At 61.1% G+C, this 21047-nt stretch carries 19 protein-coding genes; 16 read left to right on the plus strand and 3 right to left on the minus strand.

Annotated elements, in window-relative coordinates; genetic code table 11:
• The first annotated feature begins 277 nt into the window (after nucleotides 1-277).
• Nucleotides 278-6544, plus strand: a complete 6267-nt coding sequence (locus tag XH93_RS35960) for an AAA family ATPase (RefSeq protein ID WP_194471109.1) — start codon at nucleotides 278-280, stop codon at nucleotides 6542-6544.
• Here XH93_RS35960 and XH93_RS35965 read toward each other — a convergent pair.
• Nucleotides 6539-6931: a response regulator transcription factor gene (locus tag XH93_RS35965; RefSeq protein WP_194471110.1), complete on the minus strand. Its 393-nt coding sequence runs from the start codon at nucleotides 6929-6931 to the stop codon at nucleotides 6539-6541. The genes XH93_RS35960 and XH93_RS35965 overlap by 6 nt on opposite strands.
• Before the next feature lie 231 nt (nucleotides 6932-7162).
• Here XH93_RS35965 and XH93_RS35970 point away from each other — a divergent pair, with 231 nt between their 5' ends.
• The 12 genes from XH93_RS35970 (at nucleotide 7163) to XH93_RS36025 (ending at nucleotide 15503) form a co-directional block, all read left to right on the plus strand.
• Nucleotides 7163-7798: a response regulator transcription factor gene (locus XH93_RS35970; protein ID WP_194471111.1), complete on the plus strand. Its 636-nt coding sequence runs from the start codon at nucleotides 7163-7165 to the stop codon at nucleotides 7796-7798.
• Between the two features lie 334 nt (nucleotides 7799-8132).
• On the plus strand, nucleotides 8133-9017 hold the full coding sequence (locus tag XH93_RS35975; protein ID WP_194471112.1) for a LysR family transcriptional regulator: 885 nt from the start codon (nucleotides 8133-8135) through the stop codon (nucleotides 9015-9017).
• 231 nt (nucleotides 9018-9248) lie between these two features.
• A complete protein-coding gene (locus tag XH93_RS35980; RefSeq protein ID WP_194471113.1) occupies nucleotides 9249-9530 on the plus strand; it encodes a DUF427 domain-containing protein in 282 nt (93 codons plus the stop codon).
• 153 nt (nucleotides 9531-9683) lie between these two features.
• Nucleotides 9684-10238 carry a DUF1003 domain-containing protein gene (locus XH93_RS35985; protein ID WP_194471114.1) on the plus strand — a complete coding sequence of 185 codons (555 nt, stop codon included), beginning with the start codon at nucleotides 9684-9686 and terminating at the stop codon, nucleotides 10236-10238.
• A gap of 138 nt (nucleotides 10239-10376) precedes the next feature.
• Nucleotides 10377-10790, plus strand: a complete 414-nt coding sequence (locus XH93_RS35990) for a cupin domain-containing protein (RefSeq protein WP_194471115.1) — start codon at nucleotides 10377-10379, stop codon at nucleotides 10788-10790.
• Between the two features lie 114 nt (nucleotides 10791-10904).
• A complete protein-coding gene (locus XH93_RS35995; RefSeq protein WP_194471116.1) occupies nucleotides 10905-11510 on the plus strand; it encodes a sulfite oxidase-like oxidoreductase in 606 nt (201 codons plus the stop codon).
• Nucleotides 11503-12243 carry a ferredoxin reductase gene (locus XH93_RS36000; protein ID WP_194471117.1) on the plus strand — a complete coding sequence of 247 codons (741 nt, stop codon included), beginning with the start codon at nucleotides 11503-11505 and terminating at the stop codon, nucleotides 12241-12243. Before XH93_RS35995 ends, XH93_RS36000 begins: the two co-directional genes overlap by 8 nt.
• 165 nt (nucleotides 12244-12408) lie before the next feature.
• Nucleotides 12409-13095, plus strand: coding sequence for an antibiotic biosynthesis monooxygenase (locus tag XH93_RS36005; RefSeq protein WP_194471118.1), 687 nt, complete (start codon nucleotides 12409-12411; stop codon nucleotides 13093-13095).
• Nucleotides 13088-13612 (plus strand): OsmC family protein, encoded by a 525-nt coding sequence (locus XH93_RS36010; protein ID WP_194471119.1) that lies wholly within the window; start codon nucleotides 13088-13090, stop codon nucleotides 13610-13612. The genes XH93_RS36005 and XH93_RS36010 overlap by 8 nt, the downstream gene beginning before the upstream one ends.
• 369 nt (nucleotides 13613-13981) lie before the next feature.
• Nucleotides 13982-14434, plus strand: a complete 453-nt coding sequence (msrB, locus tag XH93_RS36015) for a peptide-methionine (R)-S-oxide reductase MsrB (protein ID WP_194471120.1) — start codon at nucleotides 13982-13984, stop codon at nucleotides 14432-14434.
• Between the two features lie 2 nt (nucleotides 14435-14436).
• Complete coding sequence (gene msrA / locus XH93_RS36020) at nucleotides 14437-14949, plus strand: peptide-methionine (S)-S-oxide reductase MsrA (RefSeq protein WP_194471121.1); 513 nt, start codon at nucleotides 14437-14439, stop codon at nucleotides 14947-14949.
• Nucleotides 14950-15248: 299 nt separating this feature from the next.
• A complete protein-coding gene (locus XH93_RS36025; RefSeq protein ID WP_194471122.1) occupies nucleotides 15249-15503 on the plus strand; it encodes a DUF2171 domain-containing protein in 255 nt (84 codons plus the stop codon).
• Between the two features lie 286 nt (nucleotides 15504-15789).
• On the opposite strand, the gene XH93_RS36030 is transcribed toward XH93_RS36025, so the two are convergent.
• Complete coding sequence (locus XH93_RS36030; RefSeq protein WP_194471123.1) at nucleotides 15790-16197, minus strand: globin domain-containing protein; 408 nt, start codon at nucleotides 16195-16197, stop codon at nucleotides 15790-15792.
• A gap of 424 nt (nucleotides 16198-16621) precedes the next feature.
• Nucleotides 16622-17626, minus strand: coding sequence for a helix-turn-helix domain-containing protein (locus XH93_RS36035; protein WP_194471124.1), 1005 nt, complete (start codon nucleotides 17624-17626; stop codon nucleotides 16622-16624).
• A gap of 330 nt (nucleotides 17627-17956) precedes the next feature.
• Between XH93_RS36035 and XH93_RS36040 the strand changes: the two genes are divergently transcribed.
• The 3 genes from XH93_RS36040 to XH93_RS36050 all read left to right on the plus strand — a co-directional run bounded on the left by XH93_RS36040 (nucleotide 17957) and on the right by XH93_RS36050 (nucleotide 21045).
• A complete protein-coding gene (locus tag XH93_RS36040; RefSeq protein WP_246799383.1) occupies nucleotides 17957-19381 on the plus strand; it encodes a sensor histidine kinase in 1425 nt (474 codons plus the stop codon).
• 57 nt (nucleotides 19382-19438) lie between these two features.
• Nucleotides 19439-19885: a GNAT family N-acetyltransferase gene (locus XH93_RS43185; protein ID WP_194475458.1), complete on the plus strand. Its 447-nt coding sequence runs from the start codon at nucleotides 19439-19441 to the stop codon at nucleotides 19883-19885.
• A 317-nt stretch (nucleotides 19886-20202) separates the two neighbouring features.
• Nucleotides 20203-21045, plus strand: a complete 843-nt coding sequence (locus tag XH93_RS36050; protein WP_210340423.1) for a gluconate 2-dehydrogenase subunit 3 family protein — start codon at nucleotides 20203-20205, stop codon at nucleotides 21043-21045.
• The last annotated feature ends 2 nt before the right edge of the window (nucleotides 21046-21047 follow it).

The raw sequence follows: 21047 nt of genomic DNA on the forward strand, positions 1-21047 counted from the left end.
TCACGAGCATGCCGGATTGGCTTCGCAATCAGGCTCGCACCTTCGCGCTGAACGTGTGCTGAGGCACGCCTGAGGTCCCGCGGAGAGAGTGCAGCGCTTGTTCCATGAGGATTCGCTCGAGCGGAACTCTCAGCCGCCGCGAAAGAACAAGGGACGGCTGGCATTTCTCGGGCGATGGAGTACGATTTCTCCATGCCGGAGAGACGCCGCGCGTGTGGCGCGCGAGGTGCTTGATCAGCCGACTTCAAGCCGACGCCTGACACCGGAGTCTGACAAGATGGTGCAGCCGTCGCTGAACGTCACCGACTCGGACGGTAGCTCCCAGGTGTTGTGGGAGGACGGCGAGCGCGTGCTCAGCCGTGACTGGCGACTGGACGACAATGGCAACCGGGTGGCGGTGCTGCTTGTCGCCGCTGCGGCCGACCGTCCGTCCCGCTCAAGACTCGATCGCCTCGCTCGCGAATTGAGCTTGAAGGATGAGCTGGAAGCAGCCTGGGCTGTGCGACCGCTCAAAGTGGAGCGCGGCAGCGGCCGAGCCATGCTGCTGGTGCTTGAGGATCCGGGCGGCGAGCCGCTCGCCAGGCTACTCGGCTCACCCATGGATGTGGGTGGCTTCTTGGCCGTCGCGATCGGCGCCGCAGCAGCTATAGGCAAGCTCCACCAACACGGCCTCATCCACAAAGACATCAAACCAGCTAACATTGTGGTGCACTGCACTGATGGACACGTGCGGCTCACCGGATTTGGTATCGCATCGCGCCTCGCCCGCGAGCGGCAGGCGCCCGAGCCGCCCGAGACCATTGCCGGTACGCTTGCCTACATGGCACCCGAACAAACCGGGCGGATGAACCGTTCGATCGACGCCCGCAGCGATCTCTACGCCTTCGGTGTCACGCTGTACCAGATGCTCACGGGCGTTCTGCCCTTAACGGCGGCCGATCCCATGGAGTGGGTGCACTGCCATATTGCCAGAAAGCCGGTGCCGCCAGGCGAACTGGTAGAGAGCCTCCCAGCGCCCGTATCGGCGATCATCATGAAACTGCTCGCCAAGACACCCGAGGATCGTTACCAGACTGCCGGTGGTGTCGAGCGCGATCTGCGATGCTGTCTGGCGGAATGGGAAGCGCGCCGCCGCATCGATGACTTCCCGCTCGGCCTGCAGGACACGCCGAACGAGCTGCTGATCCCCGAAAAGCTGTACGGACGAGATCGTGAGATCGCGACCTTGCTTTCCTGCTTCGATCGCATCATCAAGACCGGTGTGCCGGAGTTGGTGCTGGTCTCAGGATATTCCGGCATCGGCAAGTCCTCAGTCGTCGACGAACTACACAAGGCGCTCGTGCCGCAGCGCAGCCTGTTTGCGTCTGGCAAATTCGACCAGTACAAGCGCGATATCCCTTACGCGACACTGGTGCAGGCTTTTCAAAGTCTCGTCCGGTCTCTCCTCAGCAAGAGCGAATCCGAGTTGGCAAGCTGGCGCCACGCACTTCTAGAGGCGCTGGGATCGGACGGGCGGCTCATGATCGACCTCATACCCGCACTCAAGCTAATCATCGGAGACCAGCCACCGGTTCCTACGTTGCCGCCACAGCAGGCACAAAGCCGTTTTCAACTCGTATTTCGGCGCTTCATTGGCGCATTTGCCCACTCGAACCAGCCACTGGCGCTCTTCCTCGACGACCTGCAGTGGGTCGATGCGGCGACTCTTGATCTGCTAGAGGACCTGTTGCGGTCAGATTTGGAGCACCTCATGCTGATCGGTGCCTATCGCGACAACGAAGTCGCTGCGGCCCATCCGCTAACGAGAAAGCTCGATGCCATCAAGACCGCCGGCGGAAAGGTCGCAGAGATCAAGCTGTCGCCGCTCACCCAAGAGCACGTTGGGCAGCTGGTTGCCGACGCACTTCGCTGCGAGTTAGAGCGCGCAGAGCCGCTTGCGAAGCTGGTACAACTGAAGACCGGCGGAAATCCGTTTTTCGCCGTTCAGTTCCTGTCTTCGCTCGTCGAGGAAGGATTACTCAAATTCGATCATGATGGCGCGCGCTGGTCCTGGGATATCGACCGCATTGAAGCCAAGGGCTACACCGATAACGTCGCTGATCTTATGATCGGGAAGCTAACCCGCCTGCCGACCGAGGCGCAGAACGCATTGCATCAGCTGGCTTGTCTTGGAAACATTGCCGAGAGCACAGTACTTTCGATGGTACTCGGGATTTCGGAGGAGCAGCTCGATACGACTCTGTGGCCGGCCCGCGATCAGGAGTTGGTCGAGCGTGTGGCAGGCGCTTACCGGTTCGTCCACGATCGCGTTCAGGAGGCCGCCTATGGGCTGATCGCGGAGCAGCTGCGCGGCGAGGCGCACCTTCGAATAGGGAGACTGCTCGCGGCGCGGACATCTCCGGACAAGCGGGACGTGGCGACCTTTGAAATCGTTAATCAGCTCAACCGAGGTCTTGGTTTGATCACATCGGTCGATGAACGCGAGCAGGCCGCGGAATTGAACTTGGCAGCAGGCCGGCGCGCCAAAGCATCGGCTGCCTACGTTTCGGCGCTCAGTTACTTTGTCACCGGTCGGGGCCTATTGGCAGAGGGTTGCTGGGAGCACCGGTGGGAGCTCATCTTCGCACTCGACCTCCATCGCGCCGAATGCGAGCTCTTGACTGGCGCGCTCTCGGACGCAGAAAACCACTTGGCTGCATTATCTGCTCGCGTCACGGATATGGCCGATCGGGCGGGTGTGGCGCGCCTCGGAATCGACCTTTACCTCACGCTCAATCAGCCCAGCCGCTCGGTCGCCGTCGGTCTCGAGTACCTAAGGTACCTCGGCATCAGCTGGTCGCCGCATCCGACGGATGAGGAGGCGCGCCAAGCGTATCAGCGTATTTGGTCGGAGCTCGGCCGGCGCGCGACCGAGGAACTGATCGCCCTTCCCTTGATGACCGACCCGGCATCCCTCGCCGAGCTAGATGTCCTGAACCGGCTCTCTTCGCCGGCGCAATACACCGACCTCAACCTCTACACGCTCGTCGTATGCCAAATGCTGCGTCTTACCTTGGATCGTGGCAACAGCGACGCGTCTGCCGTCGCCTATGGCCGGCTTGGAATGATCGCCGGGCTGCGGTTCGGCGAGTACGAGGGCGCGTACCGCGTCGGGCAACTCGCTTGTGAGCTCGTCGAGCAGCGTGGACTATGGCGTTTCCAGGCGGGTGTGTATCTGAACTTCGGAAATATGGTCATGCCTTGGACAAGGCATATCAGAACATGCTGCGAACTCATCGGCCGCGCATTTGATGCGGCGCAGAAAACCGGCGACCTCGTGTATGCGGGGATCTGCTCCGGGCTGAGGATCCTGAATCTTCTTGCGGTCGGTGATGCGCTTGCCGACATCGAACGTGAAGCTGAAAGGGTACACTTAGGCCACATACAGCTTGGCACAAACCTTGAAATCATCGGTGTGGTACTCGCTATCGTGCGAATGCTGCGCGGCGCAACGGCCAGATTCGGCTCCTTGGATGACGGGCAGTTTGATGAGCAGCGAATCGAACGCGATTTCGCGAACACTTCGGACGTGACGGCCGCTCAATGCTTGTATTGGATCTGCAAGTTGCAGGCCCGCTTTTTGGCTGGTGACTATGCGACGGCGGTTGATGCTGCATCGAAGGCGCAGCCGCTTCTGAGCATGTCCCTCACGATCATGGAGGCGGCCGACTATCACTTCTACGGCGCCTTGTCGTACGCGGCGTTTTGCGATTCGATGCCCGACAGCCAGCGGACGCCGACTCTGGAGGCCTTGGCCTCTCATCACCGTCAGCTCGCCAGCTGGGCCGCGGCCTGTCCGAAAAACTTCGAGAACCGCGCTGCGTTGGTTGGTGCGGAGATTGCCCGGATTGATGGCCGCGCGTTCGACGCCATGAATTTTTACGAACAAGCCATCCTTTCGGCACGGGCAAACGGCTTTGTCCACAACGAGGCGCTCGCCAATGAGTTGGCGGCGAGCTTTTACACCGCGCGCGGCTTCGAGCAAATCGCGCACCTGTATCTGCGAAACGCCCGCGACTGCTACCTGCGCTGGGGCGCGGACGGCAAGGTGCGCCAACTGGATGCGATGTATCCGCGCCTCAGGATGGAAGAGCCCGCACCTGCTTCGACAAGCACGATCGCAGCGTGTGTCGAGCAACTCGACCTCGCAACGGTAATCAAGGTGTCGCAGGCTATCTCGGCCGAGATCGTGCTGGAGAAGCTGCTCGAAATGCTTATGCGCACGGCGCTCGAACAGGCTGGCGCCGAACGAGGCTTGTTGATTCTTTCACGCGGAGCTGAGCAACGGATCGCCGCCGAAGCCACGACGGAGGGCGATTCGGTGACCGTGCATCTGCGCGACGAGGAGATGGCTGCGACGGTGCTGCCGGAGTCGGTGCTCCACTATGTCCTGCGCACCCGGGAAAGCGTTATTCTCGACGACGCGTCATCTCGCGATCCATATTCTGGCGATCCCTACATCGTTGAGAATCATCTCCGTTCTATTCTCTGTTTTCCGTTAATCAACCAGGGAAGGCTTACAGGCATCCTCTACCTGGAGAACAATCTGACACCCATGGCCTTTACGCCCGATCGCGTCGCCCTGTTGACGGTGCTTGCATCGCAGGCGGCGATATCACTCGAAAATTCGCGGCTTTATCGCGACGTCGCAGACCGCGAAGGGAAGATTCGGCGTTTGGTCGACGCCAACATCATTGGGATCATCATTGCCGACCGCGAAGGTCGAATTCTTGAAGCCAATGACGCGTTTCTACGTATCGTGGGATATGACCGTGAGGACTTGGTTTCGGGCCGCGTGCGCTGGACCGAGCTGTCCCCGCCCGAATGGCGCGAGCGCGACACATTGACTCGGGCAGAACTGAACTCAACCGGCATCGTTCAGCCCTTCGAGAAGGAGTATTTTCGGAAAGACGGCAGCCGGGTTCCTGTGCTTGTGGGCGCCACGCTGTTCAAGGAAGGAGGCGACCGCCTTGCGTTCGTGCTCGATCTGACCGAACGCAAGCGGGCCGAGGACCGGCTGCGCCGCAGCGAAGCCTGGCTAAGCCAAGCACAGAGGCTAAGCCGTAGCGGAAATTGGGTCTATAGTGCGACCACGAAGCAATTTATTTATTGGTCCGACGAGAGCTACAGAATCTGGGGGTTTGATCGGCTGCAGGGCCTTCCAAGCCGTGAGGATATGCGGCAACGCATCCACCCAGACGATCGAGACCGAGTGAGGGAAACAGTTCAAGAAGCAGTGCGCCAGAAAACGGATTTCACAACCGAGTTCAGAATCTTACTTCCTGATGGAACAGTCAAATACCTTGAAGGAACCAGCCATCACCTGTTTTCTTCCGAGGGCGCGCTGCTGGAGGCTATGAATTCGACCGTCGATGTGACGGAACGCAAGCGTACCGAGCAAGCCTTGCGTGAAAGCGAGCGAAGTTTGCGCTCGGCGATTGACGGGATACCGGGCCTCATTGCGATCTTGGCCCCGAATGGGGACCTCGAAGCCGCAAATCGTCAAATCTTTGAGTATTGCGGCCAGTCACTGGAAGAGCTGAGGAACTGGGGCACAAACGGAACAATTCATCCCGATGATCTTCCCCATCTCGCTGAAGTCTTCACAAAATCGATCGCCGCCGGCGTTCCCTATGGGACCGAAGCACGCGTGAGGCGCTTCGACGGCGAATTTCGTTGGTTTGAAATCCGCGGCATTCCGGTCCGGGATACCTCCGACCGCATTGTTCGCTGGTATTCTCTCCTGACCGACACCGAAGATCGCACGCAAGCGCTGGCGCGGTTGCAGCAGATGCAATCGGATTTCACCCACATGAACCGCGTGACCATGATGGGAGAATTGGCCGCCTCGCTGTCTCACGAAATTCTGCATCCGATCGCTACCGCTCGTAACAACGCCCGTGCAGGGATGCGCTTTTTGGAAATGAGTCCGCCAAACCTGGATGAGACCAGGGAAGCGCTCGCTTGCGTTGTCAGGGACACGGACCGAGCCAAGGATATCGTCGGACGGATGCGTGATCACATCAAGAAAGCGCCTCTACGAAAGGAGCGTTTTGATCTCAATGCGGCTACCCACGAAGTGATTTTACTGGCGCAAAGCGTGATCCGCAGGAATAGCGTTTCGGTCCAAACTCGGTTTGCAGATGGACTGCTTCCGGTTATGGGGGATTGCGTTCAGCTGCAACAGGTCTTGCTGAACCTGATACTGAACGCGGCGGAAGCAATGGGCTCGGTTGAGGAGGGTGCAAGAGAGTTGTTGATTAGCACCGAACAGGATCAGGCAGGCGCCCTTGTAGCCGTACGCGATTCAGGGCCCGGCATTGATGCGCAGCATCTCGATCGAGTCTTCGACGCCTTTTACACCACGAAGTCCGGTGGAACAGGGATGGGGTTGTCGATATGCCGCTCGATTATCCATGCTCATGGGGGCAAGTTGTGGGCGGAAGCGAACGAACCTCGCGGCGCCGTATTTCAGTTCACCTTGCCGGCGGACAACGACTTATGAACTGTCTTCAATCGACGTCCCCGGCTGCAGAGCCGACCGCAGGCATCGTTCGAGATAGTCGTCGTCCACTGGCTTGCCGAGGTAGCAAAAAATCCCGTCCTTTAGAGCCCGGTCCCTGACGACCTCATCAGGGTAGGCGGTAACGAGGATCGTCGGGATCGCATACCCTGCATCGACCAAATGCCTGTGCAGCTCGACTCCGGTCATTCCGGGCATGTGAACGTCGGCGATCAAGCAGGTGGTTTCCGGCAAAAAGCGTGACGCCAGGAAATCGGCTGCTGACGGAAACGCCTCGACAGTGTAGCCCATTAACACTACGAGCTTTCGCATTGACTCACGATAGAGTTGATCATCGTCGACGATGGCTATCCGTGTTCGGTTCAACATTGCCGGTTCCCGGCACCTTGCTCGCTCCACCACACTGGCGGCATACCTCGCGCCTGCATGCAATTCCTAGTGTCCGGGACATTCCCCAATAATGCAATGACAGCGCCCCTAAGCGATGGCTTAGGCTTCCAGCTATTCGCTTAGGCAAAAGAAGCCTGTTCATCTCGACTGATTGTGCGTACAATGACGCCGGAATAGGAAAAATGCGCTTCCCCACGCAGGATACCGAGAATGGGTGAGGCAAATCCCAGTGTCTTGGTTATCGATGACGATCCCGAGTTTCGCGACTCGGTCGTGCGTCTGTTGCGGACAGTCGGCTTACCTGCCCGACAATTTTCGTCTGTTCCCGATTTTCTCAAGGCCGATCCGCCGGACGGTCCCACTTGCCTGGTGCTCGACGTGAGAATGCCGGGGCGAAGCGGTCTTGAGCTTCAACGCGACCTTGTCGCCGCGAACAGGCAAGTGCCGATCATCTTCATCACAGCGCACGCCGACGTACCGATGACCGTGCAAGCGATGAAGGGCGGTGCGATAGAGTTCCTTACAAAGCCATTCCGTGATCAGGATCTGCTTGACGCCATCCAGGCCGGCCTCGCTCGCGATCGTGCCCGTCGAGAGAGTGATAGCGCACTGGCTACGCTCAAGGAGCGTTTCGACATGCTCAGCTCCCGCGAGCGTGAAGTCATGCTCGGCGTCGTGGCCGGTCGCCTAAACAAACAGACTGCCAACGATATCGGCATCGCCGAATCCACGGTGAAGGTGCATCGCGTGAATTTGATGCGGAAGATGAAGGCACGTTCGCTTCCCGAGCTCAGCCGGATGGCGGACCTTCTCGATATAAGACTACAGCAGCCGCGGAACTCTTGAGCCGGAAAGGCATGTCTCAGCGTTTTCGTGCGACTATCCATACGCGCAACTTGCGTCTATCGCATTTTGCTGCGCCGCTCTCCTCCCCTGATTGCCCATCCGGCTAACCGATTCGGGGCCCGAGGATTTCGCACCCGCTTCTAAGCGATCGCTTAGCACAGGCAGCCACAAGCGAACCTCACAGTACCTGCCGCGCAATCGACCGCAGCGCTCCAAGCCATCTAAATGCGCCTTTGCTGCTACGGCGGCGCACGCGGGTCAATAAAGCGCCCTGCCCGCTGGTCCCGAGGGGACTTGGAGCGCAGGTCCGCGGCAACTTGACGGAGAACACCCCATGGAGCTTCATCAAGTTCGCTACTTCCTCGCAGTCGCGTCCACACTCAATTTCACCCGCGCAGCCGAGCAGTGCAATGTCACGCAGCCCGCCCTGACCAAGGGGGTGCAGAAGCTCGAGCAGGAGCTCGGCGGTCAGTTGATCTACCGCGAGCGCCAGTTGACGCATCTCACGGACCTTGGGAGGGAAGTTCTTCCGATGCTCGAGCACACATTGGCTTCGGCACGGGCAGTGCGTTGCAAAGCCCAGGAGTTCCAACGCAAGGAGATTGCGCCACTGAAGATTGGCCTCGCCCCCTCAATCTCGGTGTCGCTCGTCCTCGATCCGATCGCGGAGATCGCAAAGCTCCTCCCTGGACTTCGCATCGAGCTGCGCGAGGGCACGGCGGAGAAGCTCGTCGACCTATTGCTTGAGGGGGAAATCAACGCCGCAATGGTCGGGGACGTGCAGGACATCCCAGCCCGCATCGACAACTGGTCGCTGTTCGCGGAGCGCTACGTCGCGGTTCTCGCGCCGACACACCGGCTCGCAAACCGTCCCTCGATCGGTATCGACGAACTCCGCGAGACCATCTTGCTGGAGCGCGCCGGATGCGATGTCGCCCCGAAGATCCAACGGTCGTATTTCCCCGCGGAACCGCCCCGCCTAGGGCACTGCAGCGGTCACGACTTGCACCTGCAGTACATGGCCGCGGCTGGCTTGGGCGTGATACTCGCGCCCGAGCACATGCCGCGCCTTCCGACGCTCAAGACCATTCCGCTCGAAGGCGACCCGGTTTCGCGCGAGGTGCGGCTGCTTGCTGTGCAGGGGCGCCGTTACTCGCCGGCGCTGGACGCGTTCGTCAAGGTCACGCGACTTCGCGATTGGTCGGTCGAAGTCTCTTAGCACGGCGTGCTGCACGCCGCTCCCCGAGGTGGCGAGCGCGTCCGCATGACACGACATGCACGCCGGCCGCCAACCGTTTCCAGCCAATCGACCGCCCGGGCACTGCCCCTCACAGTGGTGTGGCGGCGAAGCGTAACGCTATGCAATCCTTTCCCGATCGTTATTTCGCGGAGGCCGCAGCGTGCCGTAGCGTCGGAGTCATCGTGACAACAGCAGGACGAGGAACAGCGAATGAAGACGGCGACTTGGAACGGTACGACGATCGCAGAGTCTGATAAGACGATCGTGGTCGAGGGAAATCACTATTTCCCGCCCGGAAGTGTCCGCATGGAATTCCTACAGCGGAGTTCGAGGACGAGCCGCTGTCCGTGGAAGGGTATGGCGAGGTACTACTCGTTGGTGGTCGACGGAAAGACCAACGAGGACGCCGCGTGGTACTACCCGGAGCCGTCGACGGCGGCCGCGAACATCAGGGACTACGTGGCTTTCTGGAACGGGGTTGACGTCAGGTAGTGCGACGACGACCGCCGGCACGGCGCGCTTGGTACCACGGGCGTGCAATCGCGGAGACCGTCGCGAAACTCCACTGCTGAACAACGCGATCAGAATGCTGCAGAGCGCTGGCCGCCTCGGCCCCGCCATCGATCCGAACGGGTTGCTAGTAGCGTGGAAGAGAAGGCGAAAGACCAGCTCAGCATTGAACAGACCGAGCACGACCTGCTCGCCGACCTCAGGCGAGCCCGCCGTTCGCTTCGGCTTCAGGCCATGGATGAGCCCCGGGCGGTTGCGCGCCTGACGCCGGGCCAATGGATAGCGGACGCGGTCGCCACCGTCATGGGATCGTGGAGCTTCATCATCGTCCAGAGCGCGATCCTGATCGTCTGGATAACCGCCAACCTGGTGGGCGCGATCAGGGGGTGGGATCCCTACCCGTTCATTCTTCTAAATCTCGCGCTTTCGTTCCAGGCCGCCTACGCGGCGCCGGTCATCATGATGAGCCAGAACCGGCAGCAGGATATCGATCGCGAAGCCGCGGAGAAGGACTACCACATCAACGTGAAGGCGGAGCTCGAGATAGAGTTGCTGCACGAGAAGATCGATCAACTCCGCGAACGAGAGGTCCTGAAGCTCATCGAGGCTGTCAGGGTGCTGACCGAGCTACAGCAGCAGTCGGCCTCGCGCGCACGCGATTCCGATTCAGAAGGCGGACGGCCGTTATAACGCGCGGCTATCGACTTCATGGCGTGACGTCATTTCCTATTCGCCCCGCGAAATTCCATGCTTCACGGCACGTTGTGAGCGGCAACCTTTCGCCACCACTGCGAAGTCGAACAAAGGTCCAACATAGGAGACTACAAAATGTCAGTCCAACAGCCGGTTCTCACGCCGCCCCACGGCGGCGAGACGGTGACCTCGAGCGGAGGCTCTAGCGTCGAGATGAAAGTGGAGAGCAGCCAGTCCGGCGGCGAATATGGCACTGTCATGTGGACGCTGCGGGCTGGAGAGGAGCCGCCGCTGCACACCCACTCGCGCGAGGACGAACTGCTCTACGTGGTTCAGGGGAACCTGATCGCGCGGGTCGGCGATGCCCGTATCGAGGTGGGGCCGGGCGCCTACGCGGCTCTTCCCCGCGGTGTGCCGCATACCATCGAGGTGGTCGGCGACCAGGCAACCCTGCTGCTCAGCTTCGTGCCGGGTGGGCTCGAGCGATTCTTGGTCCCCCGGAAAGGCGAGCAGCCCGATCCGGCCGCTTTCGGCCTGACGTTCCCGTAGGGGGCGGCGACCGCGGGCGCGCGGCGTTCGTGACCTGCGCGCGCGGGTCCGGGCGCCGGCCGCTCGCGACCGCCAGAATATTGATTCGACGCGCCGGCAGGGAGGAAATCCACCATGGTCACTCGCGGTTTCACAGGGCCCCAATCCGGATCCGAACCATCGGGCCGGATTCCGCCGGGACAGCACCTCGTCGAAAATTTCCCGGTGCTTACGGCCGGCCCCACGCCGCGGATCGAACCCGCGGACTGGACTTTCACGCTAAAGGTCGGACCTCGTCCGGTCAAAGCGTGGAGCTGGTCGGAGTTCAGCGCGCTCCCTCGAATCAGGATGACGCGCGACATCCACTGTGTGACCTCGTGGTCGAAGCTCAACACCGCCTGGGAGGGCGTGGCCGTCGACGACATCCTCGCCGACGCTGGCCTTACCGCACCCACTCCGTTTGCGCACGCACATTGCTACGACGGATACTCCACCAACCTGCCACTCGCGGACCTCACGATGGGGAAGGCTATGGTCGCGCTCAGGTACGAAGGCCAGCCGCTGCCGCGCGACCACGGGGGACCGGCGCGCCTGCTCGTGCCGCATCTCTACTTCTGGAAGTCGGCGAAGTGGGTGAACGGGCTTCAGTTCACGGAGCGTGACGAGGCCGGCTTCTGGGAGTTGCGAGGGTACCACATGTACGGCGATCCGTGGCATGAACAGCGATACACGAATGACTAAAGCGATTACCACGCAATGGCGGAGCTGCGCGATTGTCGAGATTGAGACGAGAACGCCGGCTATCAAAAGCTTCTTTCTCCGCATCTCCGAAACGTTCGACCATAGGGCCGGACAGCACGTTGACGTGCGGCTGACCGCGCCCAACGGCTACACTGCCATGCGCAGCTACTCGGTCGCCTCGGCCCCAAGCGATTCCAAGGTGATCGAGCTGGCGATCGAGCGCCTCCCGGACGGCGAGGTCTCCCCGTTCTTCCACGACGTCGCCCAAGTAGGCGACATGATCGACCTTCGCGGGCCGCTTGGCGGACACTTTCTCTGGCCGGGGCCGTCCAACAAACCCGTGCTCCTGATCGGCGCCGGGTCCGGCGTCGTGCCGCTCATGGCCATGATCCGGCATCGGAAGGTCAGCGGCGAGCCGGTGCCTGTCGCGCTGTCGCTCTCCTCCAGGACCTGGGGTGATGTGCTGTTCAGGGACGAGCTCCTGGAGCTCGAAAGCTCGCTTCCCGATTTCGCGCTCGCCTTGGCGCTGACACGCGAGCCAGCGACGCGCAGCAACGACTTCAGCAGGCGGATCGACGCCAGGATGATCGCCGACGTCGCGGCGCGGCTGCCTGACTCCCCGGGCTGCGCCTTCGTGTGCGGGTCGAACGCCTTCGTCGACCTCGCAGCGGACGCCGCTCTCGCCTTGGGACTGGAAGCGAGGGCAATCAAGGCCGAGCGCTATGGCGCCTGAGAGGCGATTCCTCTCGTTTTGTGAGAGACGTCTCAATGAAGGAAACGGGAAGCGCGCGGATAGTTTTCAAGTCGATCGATGTCCCGGCTTTTCTGCCATGAAGGGCGGCGCGCACTTCGACATCGAGATCGATTGCGTCGAACAGTCAAAAAACGGGATACAAACATGTTTTCAGTGATTTTTGAGGTCCTTCCCAACAAAGAGAACTGGGATGATTACCTGGATAACGCCCAGATGCTGCGCCCCGAGCTGGAGCAGGTCGAGGGCTACGTCGACAACATCCGCTACAAGAGCCTGACCCGCGAGGGTTGGATTCTTTCCCTTTCGAACTGGCGGGACGAGAAGTCGCTCGTCCGATGGCGCACCCGCATGCGCCATCACGAGGTCCAGCAGAAGGGCCGCAACGAAATCCTCGCTGACTACCACCTGCGCGTCGGCCAGATCACTGCTGACAGTCAAGTGCCGCCGGGGTACTCCCTCACAGAGCAAAGGCTCGACGAGACCGAAGTCGGGGACGGAACGACGGTCACGCTGATCAGTGCGATTCGTCCCACGGAGTGGAAGCAGACGAACAACCCGTATGATTGCGCCGAGTGGCTCGGCCTAAATCCGTGGGCCGCCGACAGCACGTCCTGGGACATTTTCGAGGCCATACTCGCGCCCGGCGAGCTGATTCTCCTCATATCCTGGAAGGACGCCGCTGCAGCGCAGGCCTACGAGGATGCTTCCGATCCGAATGACAAGGCCAGGGTCCAGAGAGTCAGGATCGTGCGCGACTACGGAAAATACGACCGTCGCGAGGCGCCTCAGTACTACGAAGACGCCAAAGGCGGCGAGACTCTCCATGACTGATACCGCTCCGGAAAGCATGATGACGAATTCGAATGGCGATAGAGCTCCGCGCCCACAGGCAGAGGTGGCCGGTGACCTTAGCGGCGCTGGCACGCTTAACGGCCGTGCCGGTACATCGGTGTTTTCGATCGGCGGCCCGGACGGCAGGGGCGGCACGGCGGTGGGGGCGAACCCCTACGAGTTGCTAAGTGCTTCGCTCGCCGCGTGCACGGCGATGACGATACGGCTGCAGGCGCGAAGGCGGAACATCCCGCTATCCCACGTCGAGGTAGGCGTGTCGTACCACCACGGCAGCGATGGCGGCCGCGACTCCTTCGAGCGCTCCATCAGGCTCGAAGGAGAGCTTGGCAACGATGCGCGCGACCAGCTGATGCAGGCTGCCAATATGTGTCCCGTTGGGCGGACGCTCGGCCTTACTGCCGACATCCGCACGAATGATAACGTCGGCATCGGATCGGCGGCAAGCTATGACGACGACTTGAACGAGCTTCCAATCCCGTACATCGACCCCGACTAGTGTGCCGCGAGATAGTCCGCGCGGCGCCACGGCGTTGTGCGCTCGGTATCGTCTGCGCGGAAGCAGCGTGACTTTGCCTGTCCATACAAGATCTGTCGGGTGCTCAAATGCTGTGGGGCAGAGCTCCTCGAGGCATCGCTTGGTGAAACTCGCTTTGTGAAACTCGCGCCACTGGTTCGGATCATGTCAAACCTCGTCCTAAGGCGAGCACTGGGGGCGACATGCTACAGCCACGCCTCGCCTGGTCGGCCCCAGATTGAAACACCTCCGGGTGTCGATCCGCTTGGCATCGTTTCGATAGCCGGAGGTGATTGGACGGTCGACCACCCGGTGCCTATCCTCAATGCTGAACAAAGAGGAGTACGGCGAATGGCGATCTATAGGAAAAACCCCGAAGCCGTTTCGAAGTTGACGCCCGAGCAGTACCGCGTCACGCAGACCGCCGGGACCGAGCGCCCCTTCGCCAACGAATACTGGGACAACAAGGAGCCTGGCCTCTACGTCGAGGTGGTTTCCGGCGAGCCGCTCTTCGCATCCTTCGACAAGTTCGACAGCGGGACGGGATGGCCGAGTTTCACGCGGCCCCTCGAGGCCGCAAACGTCGTCGAGAACGTTGACAACTCGCACGGCATGGCACGGACGGAGGTTCGCTCCAAGCACGGCGACAGCCACCTTGGCCACGTTTTCCCGGATGGGCCGCGCGACAAGGGCGGGTTGAGGTACTGCATGAACTCAGCGTCCTTGAGGTTCATCCACCGCGACCAATTGGAGGGCGAGGGGTACGGCGAGTACGCAAAGCTCTTCGCAAAGCAGGAGGCTTGACGATGGCAACGACTACAGAACGCGCAATCCTGGCAGGAGGTTGCTTTTGGGGAATGCAGCAACTGATGCGACGCCTGCCCGGCGTCGTCTCAACGCGGGTTGGATACTCGGGCGGTGACGTCAAGAACGCCACCTACAGCAACCATGGCACGCACGCGGAAGCGATCGAGATCATGTTCGACCCGAGTCAGACGAGCTTCCGCGACCTGCTGGAGTTCTTCTTCCAGATCCACGACCCGACGACGCCCAACCGGCAGGGAAACGACCGAGGCACAAGCTACAGGTCGGCGATTTTCTACACAAGCGAGGAACAACGCCGCGTCGCCGAGGACACCATCGCCGACGTCGAGGCCTCAGGGCTGTGGCCGGGCAAGGTCGTGACCGAGCTCTCGCCCGTTGGCGATTTTTGGGAGGCGGAGCCCGAGCACCGGGATTACCTGGAACGCTACCCGAACGGCTACACCTGCCACTTCGTCCGTCCGCACTGGAAGTTGCCGCGGAGAAGCGCCGCCTGACGGCGAGCGTGGTGTCTGTGGCCTGCGGCGCGCAGCCTCACGGCGTATGCATCGTAGATCGTTTGCCAAGGATCCTCGCCGTCTCCGTGAAGTCGCTCACAACGCGACAAGGTGGCGAGGTTTGGACGGCCGGACAGGGCCAGTGGGTTTGCGAGGCGGCTTGCGTGACGCCGCCGGGACACCTCCGCGCGAGCTACCGCAACTTCTTCCCGGCGCACACGCGTTGGCAATTCGCGGGGCTCCCCTTGGCGGAGAACGCCTAGCTCCAGCGCAATCGAAGAAACCAAAGGAGAGACCAAATGACCACGGACAAGATCACCCAGAACATGGAAGTGATTGGCGCGGACGGCGTCCACGTCGGCACCGTCGATGGTGTCGTAAACGGGCGCATCAGGCTCGCGAAGCGCGACAGCGGCGAGGGCCAGCACAAGGGCCACGCGCATTTCATCGACCTCGGGCTGGTCGCCGACCTTGAGGGGCAGAGGGTTCGCCTCTCTGCAAACGCGGCAGTGGCCGTGACGTTCGAGGAAGAGCTGTCGGGAAAGCCCGTCTGACGAAGGAAAGCCCGATGACCCTGGCCACGCGCAAGGCACAGAAGGCCGCCTCGACAGCGATTGAAGCCGTTGCGCCGTGCCGCGCGAGCAGCAAAGGAGACCCCATGAAATTATCGAGGACCGTCGACCCGGCTGTCGCCGTCCGCTCCCAAGGTTCCTGCCCCCAGCCACCCGTAGGATTGCGCCATGATGGCAACAGTCGAAACACTCCGCGACGTCCTGCATCGCCCGATTGTCTATCAACCGACAGCGGATTGGATTTACGATGGGGACAGGGAGACCCTAATCAGACGTAGGCCGCCGCCTTCATTTCGCCGGCGAGTTCATTGTAGCAGACCGTCCATGCCTCACGGACGGCGGGCGTGAAATCTTCTCCAAGTGCCTGTTCGAGGGTCCAGAGCAGCGCTTCCCGCATCGCGTCGTAGTCGGCGAGCTTAACGCCATACTCGACGTGACGGACGGCGAGATCACGCAACACAGTCGAAACCTGACCCGGCTCGGGCAAATTGTAGACGACCATAGCGAGCATGCTCATCAGCTTGATACCCTGAATGCGCATGTTGTTGTTGAACAGCGGCCGGAAACTCGGATTCTTGGCGAGTAGCCGCTCGTAGAACAACGCCCCGGCGACCTCCGGCATCACCGCCAGCCTGGCGAAGGTGGTCTGGACAAGTTCCCGTTGCGCCGTATTCACGATGTTTTTCTCCGCCTGCGGGGCCCCTCACTGGTCTATACGCAACGCTACACTCGGCATGGCGGATGCATCATCCCAAAGCGTACAAGCCTCACATGACCTGGCAGAACGGTTTATCTCCTAGGCCCGCCAGTTCCATGGGACGCAGTATCATTCACATAGAAGCGGCTGCGAGGTCGTCTCATCTAGCGCCATGAAACGTCTCACTCAGCGCCAAGCAGGAGATCGTAGTCAGACGCCGGCCGCCGTCTCAGTTGCGAGCATGGTCATCAGTCTGCCGACCTGAATGCGAATGTCCTTCTTGAATAGCGGCCGGAAACTCGGGTTGGAGGCGAATAGCCGCTCGTAGAACCGAGCTCCGGCGACCTCTGGCTCACCGCCAGCCTGGCGAAGGCGATCTGGACAAGTTCCTGCTGCGCAGCATTCACGATATTTCTTGCCCTGTCGTGCGCAGGCCGCTCGCTCGTCCTTGCGAGACCGCGCGTAGCATGGTGGGCGGGCTACCAAACTCGCTTACGAACGCGCGATAAAATGTTGCCATACTGTTGAACCCCCAGCCAAAAGCGATGTCGACCACCGACCGGCCAGTTCCCGTCGCCCCGGCGATCGCTTCGCGGCACCGGAGCAGTCGCTGGCGCGAAACGTATCGGGCGAAACTAACATTGTTCGGCTCGAACAGCCGGTGCAACTGGCGCGCCGACATGCCGAGTGCGACGGCGGCGCTGGCGGGCGTCAGGGTGGGATCGGCGAGGTGCAGATCGATATAGCACTTGACTGCCGCGAGCCGCGCCGAGTGCGGCGAATCCCGTCCGCGATTGGTGCACTCGTCGGAGGCGTTACAGGTCAGTGCCACGAGGCCGCAGAGATTGCGCAGCACGGCTTCACTAAGTTCCTCGGGAAGCAGCGGCGCCTGCACCTTCGCCGCATCGATAGCTGCGCCTAGCAGCAAGCCGAGCGGCGACGCGCCGGGCAGCCGAAAGGGACACTCCAGTCGGCCCCCGGTTATAATCGGCGAGAGCGCGGTCCGCGGGATGATCAGCATGTCATACGAGGCAGGGCCTTTCGATTCCGCGTCGAATTGCCATTCGGTTGAGCTTATGCAGAAATCGCCGGCTTCATGAATGAGGTCGACCGGCGTGCTGCGTGGGGCGGCCCTCCAGATCACCGGCACGCGAAATCGGCGGACGAAGAACGCTTCGGACTTGTCCTTGGCAACATCAGCCGCGGTGCGTTGGACCCTCTCGAGTTCCGATTTGATATCTAGTAGCGCAAATTCGCCGGCAATCGATCCGCTCGCTTCCGCGCGAAAGGCGCCGGGATCCGGGACCTCGCCCGGCGTGATGCTATGGGCCTGCTTCGCGAAGTAGTCGCACCAGCACCTCACGCGGTCGCGCGGCGCTATATGTTCCGTGGAAAAAGAGACTTGCATGACGACCCCTATGGACCGACCGAACGTCCAAGTCCCAATCATAAACTGATCGCATGGGTAAAGCGAGGGTGCGAGACTCCCGCTTTCGGAGGCGGTCATCCGACGCGGTGTGGTCCGTTCGCGTCTCGGTTGCGGCGGCCGAGATGGCAGCCGCATTCTCCCGTTCGAGGAAGATCCAGATGGCCCACTAAGTAGCAACCGAAGTCCGATTGGCGGAGAATGAGACATCGAGCGGCGCTCACTGAGACGACGGCGGTGATGTGCGGCCCTACAGTCATTGCGATCGAGGTAAGGCCGGAGGTTGCAAATTTTCTTGCACTGGAGATCGTGATGACCGATGGCCGCACCAGGAGACTGTCACTGATCAATCTCGGGAGGGAGATCATTGAGGGCAAACTGATCGATACGCTCATGCGCACGGCGAACGCGGGCGCAGAGCGAGGCCTGTTGATTCTTGCGCGGAATGATGAGTATCGGGTCGAGGCGGAAGTCACGACCAGCGATGATACGGTGACCGTCGGTCAGCGACAACCAAGTGTAACCGCTGCAGGTCTGCCGGAGTCTATCCTACACTACGTGATGCGGACGAAAGAGAGCGTTCTTCTCCACGATGTCGCAGACGGCGATCTCCAAGAACGGGAGGCGAGGATACGGCGGCTGGTTGATTCCAACATCATCGGCATCTTCGTCTGGGATCTTGACGGTCGGATCAGCGATGCCAATGAGGCTTTTCTCCGCATCATCGGATACAGCCGCGAAGATCTCGTCTCTGGTCGACTGCGGTGGCGGGATCTGACGCCCACCGAATGGCGCGATGCCGACGACCGACGTGTAGCTGCGCTGGAGGCGACCGGAACCGCGCAACCCTATGAGAAGGAGTACTTCCTGAAAAGCGGCGGGCGCGTGCCGGTGCTGGTCGGGGCAGCGACGTTCGGCGGGCGACACGACCAGGGCATGGCCTTCGTAGTGAACTTAACCGAACGCAAGCGGGCGGAGCAGGAAATTCGCGAAAGCGAGCGGCGTTACAGCGAGATGCAGATGGAGCTCGTGCATGCGAATCGAGTCGCAACAATCGGGCAGCTCTCGGTTTCGATTGCCCATGAAGTCATGCAGCCAATCGCGACGACAGTTACCAATGCCCAAGTTGCCTTGCGCTTTCTAAACGCCGAGCCGCCAAATCTGGAGGAGGCCCGGGAGGCGCTCGGTGCCACCGTCAAGGCAGGCAACCGATCCGCTGACGTCATCGGGCGGATCCGTGCCCTAGTCAAGAAGGCGCCCCCACTGAAGGATGCCTTGGAGATCAACGGAGCAATCCTTGAGTGCATTGCCCTGACCCGTTGCGAAATAGCGAAGAACGGCGTTTCGGTGCAGACACAACTCGCGGAGGGCTTGCCGCTCATTCAAGGAGATCGAGTCCGACTGCAACAAGTGATCCTCAACTTGATCATCAACGCCGTCGAAGCATTAAGCTCGGTTCGCGATGGGGCGCGAGAGTTGGTAATCACCACTGGTAAGGGCGAGCCGGACGGCGTGCTCGTCGTAGTGCGGGATTCGGGTCCAGGTCTGAGTTCAGCGGGTCTCGATCGCATCTTTGAGACCTTCTACACGACAAAGCCCGGCGGCTTGGGGATGGGTCTATCGATCTGCCGCACCATCATTGAAGCGCATGGGGGCCGACTGTGGGCGACCGCCGCCCAACCTCAGGGCGCGACTTTTCAATTCACGCTGCCTGCACAGTCAAATCAGGCAGCGTGAACATCCTGCAGCGGGCCAACCGCGGAGCAGATGGCTGCCGACGTTACGAATCTTGATATGTCGCTTGGAGTTTTGCGATTTCAAGCACGCGCCCATCGCCCCCGTGATCGATTCGAGGGCGACTTCGGCTTGTGGCCCATCGCGACATATTGCGCTGCCGCACCAACTTGGTCGTTAGTAAGCGGACGTGGGCACCAGTCGCGTCACGCCGCCCGGTTTATAGGTACACGGCCCAAAAGCCGCCTCGCCCTGCTCCACACGGAGGTGCCGCAAGCGCTGTCCGGCCAGGGGTACGGATCGCGGCTGGCGCATGGCGTTTTCGAAGCGTTGCGACGCGATGGAAAAAGGGTGATCGCGAAGTGCCCCTTCATGTCTTCCTACGCCGCTCGACACCTCGAGTACGGCGCGCTCCTCGACGGCCGATCGAAGACGGACGGGCGGCGACGCGCACAGCGCTTTTTGGACGACGATACTTCCGCCTATCGAATGCATGACCAAAGGTAATTTCTAATTTCGTCGGCTGCGTCCAATCTTTGGGTCTGCTGGACCGGCCGAGCACACGCGGTCGCCTCAACAGCGATTGAAGAGTGAGTGAAGCCATTGCCGCGAGTTACCTTGCCGCGTGGGCAGAAGGAGCCCCATGAAATTACCGAGGCTGTCGGCGTGCCTGGTGCCGTGTCACTGCATGCCGCCGCCGTGGCGGCGCTCGCCCAGATCAGCGGAGCGGCTTCGACTAGCCCGACCGCGAACGAGCGTTAGGCAGACTGAGCTCTGCATGAGGCTGCCCACGCTTCTGCCGCACAGAGGGGGACACCTCGCCCATGGATGATCACGCGATTACGCCCGAAAAAAAGTGGACCGCAACCCCGATGACCAATGACCAAAGCGACAAAACCTTTCGTCCGAATCGTCGAGGCTTTCTCGGCGTTGCCGCTGCGACGGGCGCCGCTTCGCTTGCTCCGGGTGTCCTGATAGGAACCGCCGCGACAACCGCGACGATCGCGGGCGCATCCGAACCGGCTCCCACCCAATGCGTGAATGCTTCCGCGAGTACTATCGCTGCCGAGTTGCCGTCGCCAGTGCCCGGCTATCTGTCATTCGGCCCGGATGAAGCCGGCTTCGTCGAGGTAATGGTCAAAGTGATGTGCCCTGCGGATGCGCTGACGCCCGGCGGCGTCGATTGCGGGCTTGCAGCCTACATCGACCGACAACTGGCAGGCGGATTCGGTAAGGGCGCGCGCCTATATATGCGCGGCCCCTGGCGAGAGGGTAAGCCTGAACTGGGCTATCAATTGCCGCTCACACCCGAGCAGTTTTTCAAGGCGGGCCTCGCTGCCGCGGATGCGACCTGCCGGAAACGCAATGGCAAGGCCTTTAGTGAATTAGATGAGAGTGGCGCCGACCGATTTCTCCATGAAATCGCGGACGGCAAGGTGACGGACGAGCGCGTCCAGCTCGCCTCGTGGTTCAACGAACTCGTCTATCCGCTGTTTGAGCAAGCTTGTTTCGCCGATCCCGTTTACGGCGGCAATGTCGGCAAGGTGTTTTGGAAGGCGATCGGCTATCCAGGTCTCCCCGCGGTTCATTCCCAGGACATGGTCGATTTCCGTGGCAAGCCCTTCCCGGGTGCCGCCGATCCGAAATCTATCGCCGACTTCGCCTAAGG

Origin of the sequence: Bradyrhizobium sp. CCBAU 51753, from assembly GCF_015291565.1 — a bacterium.
Classification (GTDB): Bacteria; Pseudomonadota; Alphaproteobacteria; order Rhizobiales; family Xanthobacteraceae; genus Bradyrhizobium; species Bradyrhizobium ivorense.

What these genes read in the sequence shown, in the direction of transcription:
- XH93_RS35960 (WP_194471109.1), top strand. Translation starts at nt 278, where the DNA reads ATGGTGCAGCCGTCGCTGAACGTCACCGACTCGGACGGTAGCTCCCAG.
- XH93_RS35965 (WP_194471110.1), bottom strand. Translation starts at nt 6,931, where the DNA reads ATGTTGAACCGAACACGGATAGCCATCGTCGACGATGATCAACTCTAT.
- XH93_RS35970 (WP_194471111.1), top strand. Translation starts at nt 7,163, where the DNA reads ATGGGTGAGGCAAATCCCAGTGTCTTGGTTATCGATGACGATCCCGAG.
- XH93_RS35975 (WP_194471112.1), top strand. Translation starts at nt 8,133, where the DNA reads ATGGAGCTTCATCAAGTTCGCTACTTCCTCGCAGTCGCGTCCACACTC.
- XH93_RS35980 (WP_194471113.1), top strand. Translation starts at nt 9,249, where the DNA reads ATGAAGACGGCGACTTGGAACGGTACGACGATCGCAGAGTCTGATAAG.
- XH93_RS35990 (WP_194471115.1), top strand. Translation starts at nt 10,377, where the DNA reads ATGTCAGTCCAACAGCCGGTTCTCACGCCGCCCCACGGCGGCGAGACG.
- XH93_RS35995 (WP_194471116.1), top strand. Translation starts at nt 10,905, where the DNA reads ATGGTCACTCGCGGTTTCACAGGGCCCCAATCCGGATCCGAACCATCG.
- XH93_RS36000 (WP_194471117.1), top strand. Translation starts at nt 11,503, where the DNA reads ATGACTAAAGCGATTACCACGCAATGGCGGAGCTGCGCGATTGTCGAG.
- XH93_RS36005 (WP_194471118.1), top strand. Translation starts at nt 12,409, where the DNA reads ATGTTTTCAGTGATTTTTGAGGTCCTTCCCAACAAAGAGAACTGGGAT.
- XH93_RS36010 (WP_194471119.1), top strand. Translation starts at nt 13,088, where the DNA reads ATGACTGATACCGCTCCGGAAAGCATGATGACGAATTCGAATGGCGAT.
- msrB (WP_194471120.1), top strand. Translation starts at nt 13,982, where the DNA reads ATGGCGATCTATAGGAAAAACCCCGAAGCCGTTTCGAAGTTGACGCCC.
- msrA (WP_194471121.1), top strand. Translation starts at nt 14,437, where the DNA reads ATGGCAACGACTACAGAACGCGCAATCCTGGCAGGAGGTTGCTTTTGG.
- XH93_RS36025 (WP_194471122.1), top strand. Translation starts at nt 15,249, where the DNA reads ATGACCACGGACAAGATCACCCAGAACATGGAAGTGATTGGCGCGGAC.
- XH93_RS36035 (WP_194471124.1), bottom strand. Translation starts at nt 17,626, where the DNA reads ATGCAAGTCTCTTTTTCCACGGAACATATAGCGCCGCGCGACCGCGTG.
- XH93_RS36040 (WP_246799383.1), top strand. Translation starts at nt 17,957, where the DNA reads ATGACCGATGGCCGCACCAGGAGACTGTCACTGATCAATCTCGGGAGG.
- XH93_RS43185 (WP_194475458.1), top strand. Translation starts at nt 19,439, where the DNA reads ATGTCGCTTGGAGTTTTGCGATTTCAAGCACGCGCCCATCGCCCCCGT.
- XH93_RS36050 (WP_210340423.1), top strand. Translation starts at nt 20,203, where the DNA reads ATGGATGATCACGCGATTACGCCCGAAAAAAAGTGGACCGCAACCCCG.